Origin of the sequence: Ktedonobacter sp. SOSP1-85 (assembly GCF_016587415.1) — a bacterium.
GTDB lineage: Bacteria > Chloroflexota > Ktedonobacteria > Ktedonobacterales > Ktedonobacteraceae > Ktedonobacter.
Genome location: NZ_BNJI01000002.1, coordinates 1,505,986 through 1,520,487, shown reverse-complemented (window position 1 = coordinate 1,520,487; position 14,502 = coordinate 1,505,986). Strand labels below are relative to the sequence as shown.

Genomic DNA, 14,502 nt, shown 5'->3' with positions numbered 1-14,502 from the left:
CTCGCCAAGAGGTGGCCTCTCGCATCCTCCTGGAAGAGCATAAAGCATGTTGATTCTTGTTCTGTGCTTGAAAGCGAGAATCAACAGATTCGCTTGCTCTGCGTTGAGCGATATGTCGTCGTTCGTGGACAAATGCTGCGTTTGACGCCCATCGAGTGCACCTTGCTGCTGACCCTCATGCGTGAAGGGGGGAAGGTACTCACCCATCAGTCATTGCTCCATGCCGTCTGGGGCGCAGGGTATCATGAGGAAGTCGACTATATCCGTGTCTCCCTGCATACCCTGCGCCTCAAACTCGAAGACGATCCCAGGCATCCGATCTATCTCGAAACGGAACCCCTGTTCAGCCCACGTGTCCCTTGTTCTGCCTGTCGGTGGAGTCCTTCCTCAGTCCAGGAGGTATGTATGGTTGCATGAGTGGCATTGGTAATCAACACTCCGCCAATGGTTCCATCGGCCCAGGGGGCCCCAGGGACGGGCTGTGCAAGCTGCTCGTCGGTGAGTTGCTCAAGCAGTTCCAGGCTTTGCTGGCGCGTGGCAGACAGGTCGGCAAAGATCTCTTCCAGGCTGTCATCAGCGTGTTCTTTGGCGTAAGCCTGGTTCTGTCGATGAACCCAGGCAAGCACTTCGTCCCGCTTCGTTGTGCCTATCCTGGTGTTGAAGCCAAGTGGGTCTGGATCTCCCTCGATGGTTCGACGGATCATCCCTTGAAACTGTCGCTCGATAAACGCGAGATGCGCAAGATGATCTTTAGGTCGCCAGGGCAGGCCACCAGGGAACTCATTCTCTGTACACGGGCATTCCAACTCTTCGGGGGTCAATGCCCGGAAGTGAGTGAAGAGTTGCTCGTGTGAACGACGAAGGGCATCGCGAATTTCTGCGCGCGTTGGCATGTTCACCTCCAATACTTCTACGTGATGCAGTATACTCAGGAACGTTATCGGACACCTTTGACTGGTATGATACAGATGGCTCCGAGTGTTGCCGCTATGGCTGCGATGGTGAAAAGGGCTGTGTAACTATGGAATAGCCCGAGTGCAATACTGACAACGAGCGGCAGGAGCAACTGCGGTATGATGCCCGCCACTGCAATAAGGCCAAGGTCCCCTCCTTGGCGATCTGCCCTGGGTAGCACCTGGGTCGAGAGTGCTACATCGGTAGAGACTTGACATCCTCCCCATGGCTAAAGCCAGGGGATTCCTCGAGTCACCTCGAGGGGTTCCTGCTTCGCGGAGTCTTGCCCAAACGAGCCAACACTCGTCCAGGTCTTACGGACTCTCCACAGGCGTTGAGGACCGTGAGCCCCACGGCCACAATGTTCTTTGCCGCGTTGAGATCGCGGTCATGGTGGGCGCCACACCCTGGGCAGTCCCACTGACGGACATCAAGCGCTAAGGAGGTGAGGAGATGACCACACGCGAAACAGCGCTTACTGGAGGGATACCATTTGTCGATCTTGACCAGGTTTCGACCGTACCAGTCGGCTTTGTATTCGAGTTGGGACACAAACGCGCTCCATCCCACATCGCTGATGGCTTTGCTCAGCGTCGGATGCTTGACCATGTTCTTGACCTGCAAGCTCTCCACGCAGATCGTTTGGTTTTCACGGATCAGGTGGGTCGAGAGCTTGTGCAAGAAGTCACGGCGACGATCAGCGATACGGGCGTGAAGGCGCGCCACCTTCAGACGCGCCTTGTCCCGATTCTTCGAGCCTTTTTTCTTCCTGGCATGGCGGCGTTGGGCTTTCGCCAGTTTCTTCTCGTCCTTGTGGAAGAATCTGGGATTGCCCACCACTTCGCCCGTCGAGAGGGCAACAAAGGACGTCAAGCCAAGGTCAGCGCCGATCGCCTGCTCATTGGAGGGCAAATGGGCAATCTCTTCTTCCACCAGGATGGAGAGGAAGTAGCGACCAGCACCATCTTTGGAGATGGTGACACTCGAAGGGATACCCCCTTGGGGCAGAGGACGTGACCACACAATCTGGAGCGGTTCGCTCATCTTGGCAAGCGTGAGAGAGCCGTTGCGCCAGGTGAAGGCATTGGTGGTATAGGTCGCGGATTGCGCGTGTCGTTTTTTGTGGAAGGTGGGGTAGCTGGCACGTCCTTCAAAGAAGTTGAGAAACGCTTTGTCCAGGTGGCGAAGAGCTTGCTGTAAGGGCACACTGGAAACCTCGTTGAGCCAGTGGGTCTCTTCTTGCTGTTTCAGTTCAGTCAGCAAGGCGCTCAACTCTTTGTAATAGAGGCGTCGCTGCTCGTTGTAATAGGCATCGGTTTTCTTGCGCAAGGCCCAATTGTAGACGAAGCGGCAACACCCAAAGGTCTGAGCGAGGATCTGCTGCTGTTGTTGTGTGGGATACACCCGGTACTTAAAGGCGCGTTTCTGTTTCATACCTTATATTGTAGTATATACAGTGTAAAAAGGCAAGATATCTTTCCACCCGATCCACCCCATAAAAGGAACGCGCCATTCATCCCCATGTTTCAAAAACAGGGGTCTTCTGGCGCGGTTTGATAAATTCAATTTCTTACTTCTGATTAACGGGGACAACCAAGTATAATAGCCCTAGAAATTTAGCCCCTCCGCACTTTGCGTGAAGCCCAAAGGGGGAAAGAAGACTTGCATTGAGAGGAAGCACTGCTCAAGCCTCTCGCAGCATGCTTCTCCCTGATGAATACAAGAGCTTTCACGCAAAGTGAGGAAGAGCCGTTTACTATTGGGATTTACAATACATCCTACTGAAAAAGGACTATACTATAAGAAGAAGGCCAAGAAAACTTCTGGAGTTGAGGATGCGAAAGTTGCTCTACTGCATTTTACTATGCAACCTGCTCTTTATGCTTAGCGCGCTAAGCATACTCACACACACTTCAAGGGTGGTTCATGCCGCCACGTTTCAGGCTGCCATTTCATCTACCCCCCTGGGGAGAGATGACAGCGGCAAGGTATCTTCGTGGACAAATGCTCATTACAGAAAGCGAGCGAGAAAGCCCCGGTCATTCATGCCGGGGATGAATCGCTCTTCCTTGTTTTGGGGTGGATTGGGTCGGGCCGGTACGTTGGGTCATCCCATGCCAGATAGGCATCTAAGGCTCGGCGTATGATCTCTGCCATTGGCAAATCTTCCTCCTGGCTTCTCTTTTCAAGTTGTCGTTTTTGTCGTTCTGTGATGTAGATATTCGTTCGTTCTTTTGGCATACACTTCTCTCTTTTGTTGACATACAACTCTATTAAGGTGTATAATATCAAAAAGAACAACGAAAGGCAAGGGTGCAAGGATGCTCATCTACGAGTACAAACTTGATGGGAACAAAGCACAATATGCCGCCATTGACGAAGCGATTCGTATTGTGCAGTTCATTCGCAATAAGTGTTTGCGTTTGTGGATGGATGAGCACGCCACCAAGAATGACTTGCAGTGCTATTGTGCCGTCCTTGCCAAAGCGTTCCCCTTTGCTTCCTCTCTCAATTCTCAGGCTCGTCAAGCCAGTGCCGACCGAGCGTGGTTTGCCATTCAGCGCTTTTATGACAACTGCAAAGCGAAAAAGCCAGGGAAGAAAGGCTATCCCAAGTTCCAGAAAGACAACCGCTCGGTAGAGTACAAAACAACCGGATGGAAGCTAGACCCTGATGGCAGGCATATCACCTTCACAGATGGGTGCGGCATCGGTCGTCTTCGCCTGACTGGCACACGCGACATTGAAACCTTCCCTGTGAAACAGATCAAACGAGTACGCATCATTCGTCGTGCCGATGGCTACTATGTCCAGTTTGCAGTACAGACAGAGCGGCAGATTGAACACGCCCCCACTGGCAAGCAGGTTGGTATCGACGTTGGTTTGAAAGCCTTCTACACCGACTCTGAGGGAGCAACCGTCGAGAATCCGCGCCACTACCGCAAGGCAGAGAAGCGCCTCAAGCGGCTGCAACGCCGTCTCTCTAAGAAACAGAAGAAGTCAGCCAATCGTAAGAAAGCTCGTCAAGCGGTTGCCAAAGCGCATTTGAAAGTTCAAAGGCAGCGTGAAGATTTCGCTCGCAAGGCAGCGAACACGCTCGTCTCGTCTCACGACCTGATTGCCTTTGAAGACTTGCAGATTCGCAATATGGTCAAAAACCGCCACCTCTCCAAGAGTATTCACGATGCTGGCTGGGGACGGTTTCTCCTGTGGGTAAACTCCTACGCCGCATTGCATCACATCCCTGTGGTTGCCGTCTCGCCACAGTTCACGAGTCAGAACTGTTCAACCTGTGGCGCGCTTGTCAAGAAAAGCCTGAGTGTGCGCACACATATCTGTACGAGTTGTGGCGTGGTGTTAGACAGGGATCACAATGCGGCGTTGAACATTTTGCAAAAAGCTCTCAGTACCATAGGGCATATGGGAACTGATGCATCTCTGAGTGCATGAAACGCTTCTGGACAGGAGAGCCACTACTGTCTCTCAGCAATGGGAGACAGCAAGCCGCCTGGATGAAGGAAGAATCCCCCGCGATTTATCCGGGGGAGTGTCAATTCACACATCATGGACCCCCTGTTTCTATTGAATTCACCTTTGATGATGGACCAAATCCAATCTATACTCCTCTTTTACTTCAAATACTGGCACGATACCACATCCACGCCACCTTCTTCACCATCGGAAGGCAAGTACAATCCTATCCATCACTCGTACGACGGGAACATCAGCAAGGAGATGTCGTTGGTAACCATTCTTGGAATCACCCTGATCTGACGAGGCTCACTCCTCAGGCCATTCACACACAACTACAAGCAACGTCTGTCGTGATTCAACGGACAACGGGTGCCTCACCTCTCTTTTTCCGGCCTCCCTATGGCTCAACAAATGCACAGGTACGCCGCGTGGCAAGTCAGCTTGGCTTACAGCAAATATTGTGGACTATCGACACAAGGGACTGGCAACGACCAGGCGTAAAGCAGATTGTACATACAGTACTTACGCAGGCAACCAACGGCTGCATTATCTTAATGCATGACGGTGGTGGAAATCGTTCTCAAACAGTGCAGGCCCTACCTCTTATCATCACAGGCTTATTACAACGTGGCTTTACATTTACCGTTGTTTATATCGGGAGGCTCCCCCACCAACGGGGAAAAGAGGAGCCCCACGCAAAGATGGAGACAAGCTCCAACCCAAAGACACGAGTACGCATGGACATCCCGATGGGGTCTTTAGCGGTACCGATGCCAAGGGGCGCCCGGTGCAAGTCACCTTCTGGAAGCACATGCATGTGAAAGCCGCTCGCTGGCTGCAACTGACCGTGATCCGTGTGGTGCGGCCTCATGCCAGCAACAAGGAACGCGATCCCCGTAGCAGTTGGTTTGTCTGGATCGGGGATCAAGAAGCCGATGTGGTGCAGATTGCCTTGGGCTATGTGCTGCACTTTGGCCAGGAGCATGGCTATCGCTTTGACAAACAGGCGCTCTTGTGGGAGCAAGCTCGTTTGCGCACTCCTGAGCAATTCGAGCGCTGGAGCCAGGTGGTTGCCATTGCCCACAATCAGCTGGTCTTGGCACGTGGCTTGGTGCAACCCCAGTTGCGTCCCTGGGAAAACCGAGAGCGGCAGCCGACGCCTCAGCAGATCAGACGCGGCATGGACAAATTGTTGCGCACCCTGGGGACTCCTGCTTGTGCCCCTCAACCACGCGGAAAATCGAAAGGCCGTCAAAAAGGGGAGCGGGTGAAGAAGGCCGAGCGCTTTGCCGTCATTCGCAAAAGGCCAAAGCTGCCTCACCTTGTTCCATCGTAATCGCATAACCAGCCTTTCAATCAGAATGCTTGGTGTTCAACTGAACTTTGTGGAAGTTCTGTCATGGTCTTTTTGTCTAAACGACAAATCTTTTTGAAAATGTGGTAATATGTAACTCTTTCGACGTTGAAGCGTTCCTCCTCGTCGGCAAGGTCGTAGGCATTCGTGTGAGGAGGATGCGTTTTTTGCAGGCGAGATCGGCTTACTCCCTGGTGGAAAGAAGACCAAGGGTTCGCGCTCGTGCAACCGCCTGGGTGCGATTAGCGACGTCGAGTTTGCTGAGAATATTACTGACATGACGTTTAATCGTGCCTGTTGTGACCACCAAGGTTTCCGCAATCTCCTGGTTCGAGGCACCGTGTGTGAGCAGGTGCAACACTTCCTGTTCACGCGCGCTCAACGGGTCTATCAGTGTCGGGGGTGGTTCGCTTTTTAGATGGCCTGGTTGGGCTTCCGGCTGTTGTTTGAACGCGCGCAAGAGTGTCTCCAGATACGGGAGATCTTCCTCCTGATGCTCCTGTTCTCTGAGTTGGGAGAGCAAATTCGCTATGCGTGGTCCTTCGTCCACAAAGCGACGGATGTAGCCTTCGGATGCGCCTAAATGCACCGCCCGCGAAAGCCGTGTCAAGGCCTCTCGCTGTTGCTGGAGCATATGGTACGCCCGCACCTGCAAGAGCCACATTTCCAGCACATTGTACCACCGCTGCGTGCCTATTGCCCGTTCTACCAGGGGGAGAAGCAAGTGCAAGGCATATTCCGGCTGGGATTCGGCAAGCAGCAGGCGGGCGAACGCAACGCTCTGTTTTTCCCGCGCCAGAGAAGAAACCAATGGCGCTTCCCGCTGCAGACCCCTCGCCCAGTGTCGTGCCTGCTCCAGATCGCCACATGCCAGCCAGAAACGCATCTGATCAACACAGCTCCAGAGCGCTGTGCGATAGGGTGATGCCATGATGCGCCCGACGTATGCTAATTGTTGCGAGACGTTTTCGGCCTCATCCCATCGCTCTTGTGAGAGGGCGAGCTGCAACAAGATGGTATAGCCGAACGGTAAAAACGCCAACATCTCGGTCTGTTCGCCCAGCCGGATCGCCTGTTCGGCAAGGTGTTGGGCTTCCTCTAATCGGTTCCATTCATGCAAGATCTTTGCTTGATAGGTATAGGGCCAGCACAACAGAGCGGGCTGGTGCCCCTCAACGGTATGGAGCGCGTGGATCGCCTGCTGGCTCCATTGCCAGGCCTGGTGCAATTTCCCCGCCATCAGGCTTTCCCATATAGCCTCACACAAGTAGACGCTCTCGAGCACATGCTCACCTTCCGCTTTGATCCGGCTCAATGCGGCCTGCACTTGCTGCATCGCACGCTTGAAATCCCCCTCAGAGATATTTGCCCGAGCCTGGGCAAACGCCACCTGGAGCCGTGCGGCCCATTGTTGCTCCTCCAGATGGGTCAGCGCATCCTGACAGAAGGCCTGGGTGGCTCCTGCATCCCCATGATAGAAACCCGCAATCGTGGCCTGCAAGGCGGCGATTTCGCCCAGGAGCGACGTGGGGGCCGCTGGTTCGTGTCTGCCTCGCACTCGGCCTGTCTGTTCTTCTCGCTGATGAGTTCGTGTCCAGGCGCTTCTGGCATCGCGCAACCAGTTTTCGGTAACCCCTGGCGATGCAATCCAGAACAGGCTCTGGGCCTTGGCCAGGCATAAACGCGGTCGCTCACGCACAACCTCACGGGGAAGTTGCTCAATCCAGGAGAGGAGCGACGCGTCCCTGAACCGACTCCAGATGTGCTGACTGGGGATCTGTTCCAGAAGCCACGCGGTCCAGGACCACTCGTGCGCCTGCAGCGCGTGCTGGATGGCTTCGCTGCGCATCTGCTGTGCCGCATACCACTGACTGGCCCGCAGATGCAGAAGTGGTACCTCTGCGGGAGCGATCTGCTCCAACCGAGCACGCAGTGCCTCGGCAAAGAGGGGATGATAGGCATACCATTGGCGCTGCTCATCAAGCGGGTTGAGAAAGAGATTGGACCGTTCTACTTCCTCCAGGAAGAGCAGGCTATCTTGCTGCTGGAGGACCGCATTGCACAGGGAGGAGCACAGGCGGGAGAGGACGGACGTTCGCAGGAGGAAGGTCTGTACCTGCTCTGGCTGGCGGTTCAGCACCTCCTGCACCAGGTACTCGAACAGAGCGGGCTGCTTCCCCTGGAACGCCCGGAGCAGATCTTTCGGGGGTGCCTGCCCTTTGAAGGCGAGCGCCGCCAGTTGCATGGCCGTCCACCAACCCTGTATGCGTGCGTCCACGTCCTGGATGTCCTGCTCGGAAAGCCGAAGATTCATCACGTCGCGCAGAAAGGCGGTCATCTCCTCTCTGGTTGCACGCAGCAGCTCGGTGCGTAATTCCAGGATGTGTCCCCGAGCGCGCAGCCGGGCCAGGGAAAAAGGGGGATCCGTCCGTGTCGCCAGCACCACACACAGGGTAGGTGGCAGGTGCTTGAGCAGCGAGGCAAGCAGGGCATGGATCGCGGGCTCGGTAATGTCCTCATAATTGTCCAGCACGAGCACCAGAGGTTCGCTCAGCTGGGCCAGGCCATTGATCAGAGCAGTGAGCATTGCTTGCCAGGAAGATTGCGGGGTATCGTGGAGTGCCGCCAAGGGAAGCGGCGAGAGCCCGGGCTGGCACTGTTCCAGTGCCGTCAGCACATAGGTCCAGAACTGAAAGGGAACGTTGTCGCTCGCGTCAAGCGACACCCAGGCTACTGGCGGATGACCTGGAGCAAAGGAACGAACCCAGCTTGTGAGCAGCGTGGTCTTTCCAAAGCCCGCGGCGGCGGAGAGGAGGATGACGTGTTGGTGGAGTCCAGCATTGAGCAGGGACAGGAGGTGAGGGCGGGCAATGATCTCATGGGAAGATGCCGGGAGAAGGAACTTGGTCGCAAGCAGAGCATCAGGAGACGAGCGTGGGATGGGCTCGGGCGCGTTGCTCTGGCGTTCATGGTTGTTCTGGCCCATGACCGTTCTTCCCTTTCTGCATCTTCCTTTGCCTTTTGTGAGCGAGCATGTCAATCTTTTGAGCAAACGCTTTGCCGCCACACAGGGAGGCCCCTGCTCCTTGCCACAGGAGCATCTTCCTCTGTCGGAATATCCCCCTGTGCATTCGGTTCTGCGGCCAAAAGAAGGCCAGCAGGACGCTACAACTTTCGTAACAGTCCTCGGTGGTCATTGCTCCCTGAAAATGTCTCTTTCTACACATGATTTCCCCTTCTTCTTTGAAGTATACTCCGATGGTCAGCACATCAACCGCCAGGAGAGACGCTGGCGAAATGTGATGGATGACGCTTTTGCTCACTCGGGGCAGGAGAGATTCTTCATTAGGGATGAGGTATGTGAAAGGGAAATTGCGGCGTGGTTTCTACAACCGAAGAAAAAAGTACGCAGAGTCGCTCGTAGCATAGCAGATTTCCTTCATAAAAGAGATGTAGCCGTTGCAGAGCAAGACATGGGAGGGTCGAAGAGATGGAACCTCTACACTGCTATTATCCAACCTTTAGATCTATTGAAAGCGATCGTCAAGAAGTGCAGCGTTTGCAACACGCGCAGCTGGAATATGGTGTCTATGCGTGTATTCCCGGAACCCAGCACACCTATGAAGAGGTGATCCAAGCGTTTGTCGGGCTTGATTTACGCCGGCAATATGAAGCACGCAGGCAAAGAAATCACACATACTGACCAAAGCGGTACAAAACCATCAAGGCGAAAAAGAGGAACCAAAAAGAGGCTCCTGGTAAAACAAGAGAATGAGCTGTACAGCGAAGGTCAGTATCTCACAACCATGGCTCTCACGAAGACCATCGTTCAGAAGAGAGATAGCAGACCACACGAGAACGGATGCATACAGCAAGAGGAGATGAAACGGGAGAGGCTATGACAACAAAAAAACAGTTGCAGGCAATCGTTAGGCAATTAGGATTGATTGATCTAGGAGAGGCTCAACTGTATTGGAGAAAAGGAACAATGGAGAAAGACGTGAACGGCAACAAGCGAAGACAACTCCCGAAAGCCAGAGGAACGCGGCGTAGTTTTCATGGGGATCAGCACGAAAGGCATGGACAAAAAAAGGAGCGTAGATGTGAGAATTTTGGTTGATTTGACCCACTTGGTAAGAGCCATGCGCCAAAGGCGCACCACCCTGGATGAAAGTCATCTATTTTGATGGCTTTCAGAAAAAATGCCCTGAAATCTAGCTCTTACACTGTTTTGGTTACAGCTCACAACGTTCAAGAGAAACACTGAACGCTCTTGACCTCAAGCGCTTGAGGTTTTTTATACTACGGACATGAAGAAGACATCAGACAGCCATTGAAAAGCGAGACCTTTTTCAGGCACATGCCGAAGAAGTGGAGAAGCAGATCGCGCGGCTGCGAATACGTCAACGCTACCTCTCGTTTAAAGTCACTTACTGGGATGCCCGTGCCCGTGGTGATATGGACGAAGCTGCGCGCATCGCTCAAGAGTATGAGCGTATTGTGAAGGATTTAAGATAACCACGAAAGGGAAGCAAATGGCAGAATTAATCACAACACCATTCGGTGCGACAACAACCGCAATGGAAGTCATTGAAGGGATCGATTTACGTGGAAAACGGGCCATCGTTACAGGTGGCGCGAGCGGTATCGGAGTGGAAACAGCTCGCGCTCTGGCACAAGCTGGTGCCGAAGTGATGCTCGCCGTCCGTAATGCTGCTACAGGTGAACAGATAGCCGAAAATATCAGGCAGACGACAGGCAACCAGCATATTCACGTCGGACAGCTCGACTTGTCAGACCTGAATTCGGTACGTGCGTTTGTGAGAGGCTGGGAGGGTTCACTTGATATCCTTGTCAACAACGCCGGCGTCATGGCCATTCCACAGCGAGAGGTCAGTGCACAAGGACATGAGATGCAATTCGCTACGAACCATCTCGGGCACTTTGCGCTGGCGCTTGGTTTGCACGACGCTATGGCAGCGACAGGCCATGCGCGTATCGTGTCGGTCAGTTCGGTGGGTCATATCAATGGCGAGATAGATTTTGATGACATCGACTTTCACCATCGCCCCTATGACGCATGGGTTGCCTATGGACAATCCAAGACGGCCAACATCCTGTTTGCAGTAGAAGCGGCCAGGCGCTGGGCAAGTGATGGTATCGTTGCCAATGCACTGAACCCTGGTCGAATCGCCAGTACCAATCTTGGGCGCCACATGAAAAATGCACCGGTGAACCCCGCACAGTCAGGCCCAGCAAGCACAGGGGTATCGATGAAAAATATTGAGCAAGGCGCGGCGACCTCTGTTTTGCTGGCCGCCTCACCGCTCGTCGAGGGCGTCAGCGGTCGCTACTTTGAAGACTGCAACGAGGCTGGGCCACATCAGCCCGGTATTCGTCGAGGGGTAGCGGCATATGCCATTGACCCTGAGAACGCGGTACGATTATGGAAGATATCCCAGAACATGCTCAACGAAGCCCAATGACACAGATTGCCTCCCTCCTACTATAGGGAACCCAGGAGGGGTGGCGTCGATTGCTGATCCAGACCTTGAAGTAGGGGATAGCGCTACGTAAACGGTAGTGTTGCAAAAAAAATTAAAGCTCAGCAAATGGAAGCGCACACGACATATTTCATGAGGAAAAAGGTGCAGAATGCTCACCCTTTCTCTACGGAAATGATTCTTGTACCATAATTACTTACTTCATTTTCTCGGTTCTAAATTTTTTGCAACACTACCCGTTTGCATAGGAAAATCGGAGCAGCTCTCCTTCCATTTATATCAAGGATGAGCTTATCGAGATCATGCTCTTGTTCAGAATTGGCTTCTTGTGAAGAAGCCACACAAACTTTTGCCTGTTCATATTATTGCATAGGTTATTACGCGTGACAATTTCAACATAAGCAGCAGAGGATCTCCTTAATAGGTATAGATGAATTAATTATACAAATTTCGAGATCACAGAGGGCAAGGGTGCGCGCTCATTAACATCACACTTTTCCATATGAAGTATCATTGAGCTTGGGGGCTGGCGCTGCTGAACGAGAGTTGCTACCCGTCGCACGCCTCCATACGGGACGCCACCAATATCCAACCCCACAGAACATCACCTCTAGCCGTTTACTTTGCAGAAGACTCCACATGTGTGAACGCCCGCAGTAAAACGGCTAGCCAGCTCGCGTTCAAACTCTTCGGCATCCCCGAAGCCTTTGCCAGCTGGCTTGGCCTGACGGGTGGTAGAACGCACACGCTTCTCAGGGGCTCACCTGGGAGCGTCATCGCTGGGCCTTCTTGCAAGAAATGGCTGAGGCGGGTACAATGAAGCCACGTGACAAGGCCGTTCATGACCCATTCAGGAGACAGAGCATGAGTGAGAAGCACCCTGTTGATCTCGGCGCCTACGAAAAACGCGTGCAAGAAGGTCCCTGTTTTCTCTGTGAACTCGTGGCTGGCACCAATCCTCACCATCTGATCTATGAGGATCAGACTGCCATTGTCTTTTTGAACAAATACCCCGTTCTCTATGGCTACACGCTGGTCGCTCCACGAGAACACCGCGAACAAGCCACTGGGGACTTTACTCTGGAGGAGTACCTGCAGATTCAGCGGCTCATTTATCAGGTTGCTGAAGCGATCAGACAGGTGGTTCAGACTGAACGGCTCTACATTTTAACGCTTGGCAGTCAACAAGGAAATCGCCATGTGCATTGGCACCTTGCTCCCTTGCCTCCAGGCGTTCCCTATGAACTCCAGCAAACCGCCGCTCTTGACCTCTCAAAAGGAGTGCTCGCCATTCCAGACGAGGACATGGCCTCACTTGCTCGCTCCATTCGCCAGGCTATGGAACAGCTCAGTCTCTCCTCAGCACCCCCTCCCTCGAACTGATTCCTCTGGTTCACATCGCGTCCTGGGGCTTCTCCGTCCAATTTCTTGAGCTTTGCTCGTTGCGCATCGCGTGGGAATAAGGAAGCTCACCTAGCGTCGTCTTTCATTGCCATAATCGTCAGTCCATAGAACAAGTAGGTGTAATCCAGGTTGTGTTCTCTGCCGAAGCGTATTGCCGTCCTGCTCTCCAGCAGGCTTGTCCTCCCTGACTGGAGAACAGAATACTGAACTACTGGGTCGAACCAAATCGTTGCATATGTTGACGCTCGTGTTCGAGCGCACCAGAGGGGAAGGGCTGGGCACCACCAAGGGAGCGGGCGTCAAGCGTGAGTTGCGCTGCTTCTTCCATAATGATGATGAGCTGTGCTGTCGCAAGTGGATCGCTACTAAAGGCCAAGAGCCCGTGGTTCGCTAAGAGGACCGCGGGTGTTGTTGGATGCTTCTGTAACTGCTCTACAATGTAGCGAACGGATTCTGACGATCCACGCGGCGCCCAATCCGCGACCGGGATGTCTTCTGTTATTCCGAAACGCAAGAAGGCCTCGTAGACACACGGCAGGGGCTGGTGGGCCAGTGCGAAACTTGTGGCCCGTGGCGAGTGCGTATGAATAACGGCATTGACCTCATTGCGCTCGCGAAAGACGCAGGAGTGCATCCCCACGATTTCGAGTGTGGTGGCATCAAGGGTGCCTTCTATCACCTCTTCGTCGAAGGTCACGACCACCAGTTGCTCTGGGGTCAGGTGCGTCAAGTGACTTACCGATGTCAGCAGCATCAACCCTGGCTCGGGCAACCTCATGCTCATATTGCCATGGCCGCTATGCGACATCACGCCTGCCTGACCAAGGCGATGTGCGGCCTGTACCAGTTGCTCACGTTGCTGGTGATAACTCAATGTCATCATAATACCTCACTATTCAAGTTGTGATGGCTACTCAGACTGGATGTGATCTGGTTGACACGCATCTGGTTCATCTGGGAGTAGTGCATCAGCTATGACCGTACGGCTGATGCAACCCGATGTCTGGCTTGCCTGCTGTACTTGTTCACGTGATTATACAACAGATTCGTCAGATCACGCCTCGCACGCCAGTAGTGATCTGTTCCCAGAAGGAACAGGAAGCGCACATCGTCAGCCCAGAGCCGATGATTATGTCATCTTTTCCTGTGGCAAACAGGAACTGCATGCCCGCTTACACGGGCATGCCAGGCGGTATCGAGCGTCTCTCGCGTCCTCTTGTGAGAGACCTCGCTACGGATGGTTTACAAATCCCGGCAGTGACGGTGACCAATGCGCCTCTCAAGCCAGTGGAATGGTGAGAAAATCGTCCTATGTTTTGAGCAGGTGCTTGTCGTGATCAGGCTTTTCTCTGGAAAGGTCTTCTGTTCTTTGCAATGACAGCAGCACTACAAAAATGCCACTCAATGTGGCCATCAAGAACTTCTATTTCCTCTTCTTGAATGCAATAAAAGAAATCTAACAAGAGACAACAATAGCTCACGCTTTACAATTGGAGTTTAGATAAAATTCTTACGAAGCCAGGCTAGAGGTCACTTGAGACATGTTCTAAGAGAATGACTTCAGCCCGCTCTAAAAGCCAGCTCGGCCTAAATTTATCTAAACTCCAATTATAACAAAGACGTTTTTATCTTCGTCCAACTTATGAGAGGAGAATACACTTCATGGCTCCCAAAGAGGTAAGCCTTCCTCCATTTCGGTCAGGATGGTATTCATCTGGATTGGGATCATATCGCCCATGTCGTACCACCTATTGCTATACTCCCTATGAGAGCCTTCCACCTCTTCCTGATTCCCTATTTCAGGATACCCTCA

General features: G+C 53.2%; 11 protein-coding genes and 2 pseudogenes. 8 read left to right on the top strand and 5 right to left on the bottom strand.

Annotated elements, in window-relative coordinates:
- Window positions 1-63: 63 nt before the first annotated feature.
- On the top strand, window positions 64-417 hold the full coding sequence (locus KTE_RS34975) for a winged helix-turn-helix domain-containing protein (RefSeq protein WP_236600821.1): 354 nt from the start codon (window positions 64-66) through the stop codon (window positions 415-417).
- Here the strand turns inward: KTE_RS34975 and KTE_RS50030 are convergent.
- From KTE_RS50030 to KTE_RS34960, 3 genes are all read right to left on the bottom strand, one after another.
- Window positions 321-893: a DinB family protein gene (locus KTE_RS50030; protein WP_201389936.1), complete on the bottom strand. Its 573-nt coding sequence runs from the start codon at window positions 891-893 to the stop codon at window positions 321-323. The genes KTE_RS34975 and KTE_RS50030 overlap by 97 nt on opposite strands.
- Before the next feature lie 313 nt (window positions 894-1,206).
- Complete coding sequence (gene tnpB / locus KTE_RS34965; protein ID WP_201389934.1) at window positions 1,207-2,388, bottom strand: IS200/IS605 family element RNA-guided endonuclease TnpB; 1,182 nt, start codon at window positions 2,386-2,388, stop codon at window positions 1,207-1,209.
- 609 nt (window positions 2,389-2,997) lie between these two features.
- The gene (locus KTE_RS34960; protein WP_201378309.1) at window positions 2,998-3,195 is read right to left on the bottom strand and encodes a ribbon-helix-helix domain-containing protein; all 198 of its coding nucleotides are present in this window, start codon (window positions 3,193-3,195) and stop codon (window positions 2,998-3,000) included.
- A gap of 80 nt (window positions 3,196-3,275) precedes the next feature.
- Here KTE_RS34960 and KTE_RS34955 point away from each other — a divergent pair, with 80 nt between their 5' ends.
- From KTE_RS34955 to KTE_RS34945, 3 genes and pseudogenes are all read left to right on the top strand, one after another.
- A complete protein-coding gene (locus KTE_RS34955; protein WP_201389932.1) occupies window positions 3,276-4,403 on the top strand; it encodes an RNA-guided endonuclease TnpB family protein in 1,128 nt (375 codons plus the stop codon).
- Window positions 4,400-4,870, top strand: a pseudogene (locus KTE_RS49335) (polysaccharide deacetylase family protein); the annotation flags it as partial. The gene KTE_RS34955 and the pseudogene KTE_RS49335, both read left to right, overlap by 4 nt.
- Before the next feature lie 188 nt (window positions 4,871-5,058).
- A pseudogene (locus KTE_RS34945) lies at window positions 5,059-5,763 on the top strand (transposase); the annotation flags it as partial.
- A 202-nt stretch (window positions 5,764-5,965) separates the two neighbouring features.
- Here KTE_RS34945 and KTE_RS34940 read toward each other — a convergent pair.
- Window positions 5,966-8,767, bottom strand: coding sequence for a LuxR C-terminal-related transcriptional regulator (locus KTE_RS34940; RefSeq protein ID WP_201389928.1), 2,802 nt, complete (start codon window positions 8,765-8,767; stop codon window positions 5,966-5,968).
- On the opposite strand from KTE_RS34940, the gene KTE_RS34935 reads away from it, so the two are divergent.
- From KTE_RS34935 to KTE_RS34925, 3 genes are all read left to right on the top strand, one after another.
- Window positions 8,766-9,413, top strand: a complete 648-nt coding sequence (locus KTE_RS34935) for a hypothetical protein (RefSeq protein ID WP_201389926.1) — start codon at window positions 8,766-8,768, stop codon at window positions 9,411-9,413. The genes KTE_RS34940 and KTE_RS34935 overlap by 2 nt on opposite strands.
- A gap of 903 nt (window positions 9,414-10,316) precedes the next feature.
- Window positions 10,317-11,267 (top strand): SDR family NAD(P)-dependent oxidoreductase, encoded by a 951-nt coding sequence (locus KTE_RS34930; protein ID WP_201389924.1) that lies wholly within the window; start codon window positions 10,317-10,319, stop codon window positions 11,265-11,267.
- A gap of 882 nt (window positions 11,268-12,149) precedes the next feature.
- Complete coding sequence (locus KTE_RS34925) at window positions 12,150-12,668, top strand: HIT family protein (protein ID WP_201389922.1); 519 nt, start codon at window positions 12,150-12,152, stop codon at window positions 12,666-12,668.
- Between the two features lie 229 nt (window positions 12,669-12,897).
- Here the strand turns inward: KTE_RS34925 and KTE_RS34920 are convergent, their stop codons facing one another.
- Window positions 12,898-13,572: a class II aldolase/adducin family protein gene (locus KTE_RS34920; protein WP_236600818.1), complete on the bottom strand. Its 675-nt coding sequence runs from the start codon at window positions 13,570-13,572 to the stop codon at window positions 12,898-12,900.
- A 116-nt stretch (window positions 13,573-13,688) separates the two neighbouring features.
- Here KTE_RS34920 and KTE_RS34915 point away from each other — a divergent pair, with 116 nt between their 5' ends.
- The gene (locus KTE_RS34915; protein WP_236600817.1) at window positions 13,689-13,988 is read left to right on the top strand and encodes a hypothetical protein; all 300 of its coding nucleotides are present in this window, start codon (window positions 13,689-13,691) and stop codon (window positions 13,986-13,988) included.
- Window positions 13,989-14,502 lie beyond the last annotated feature (514 nt).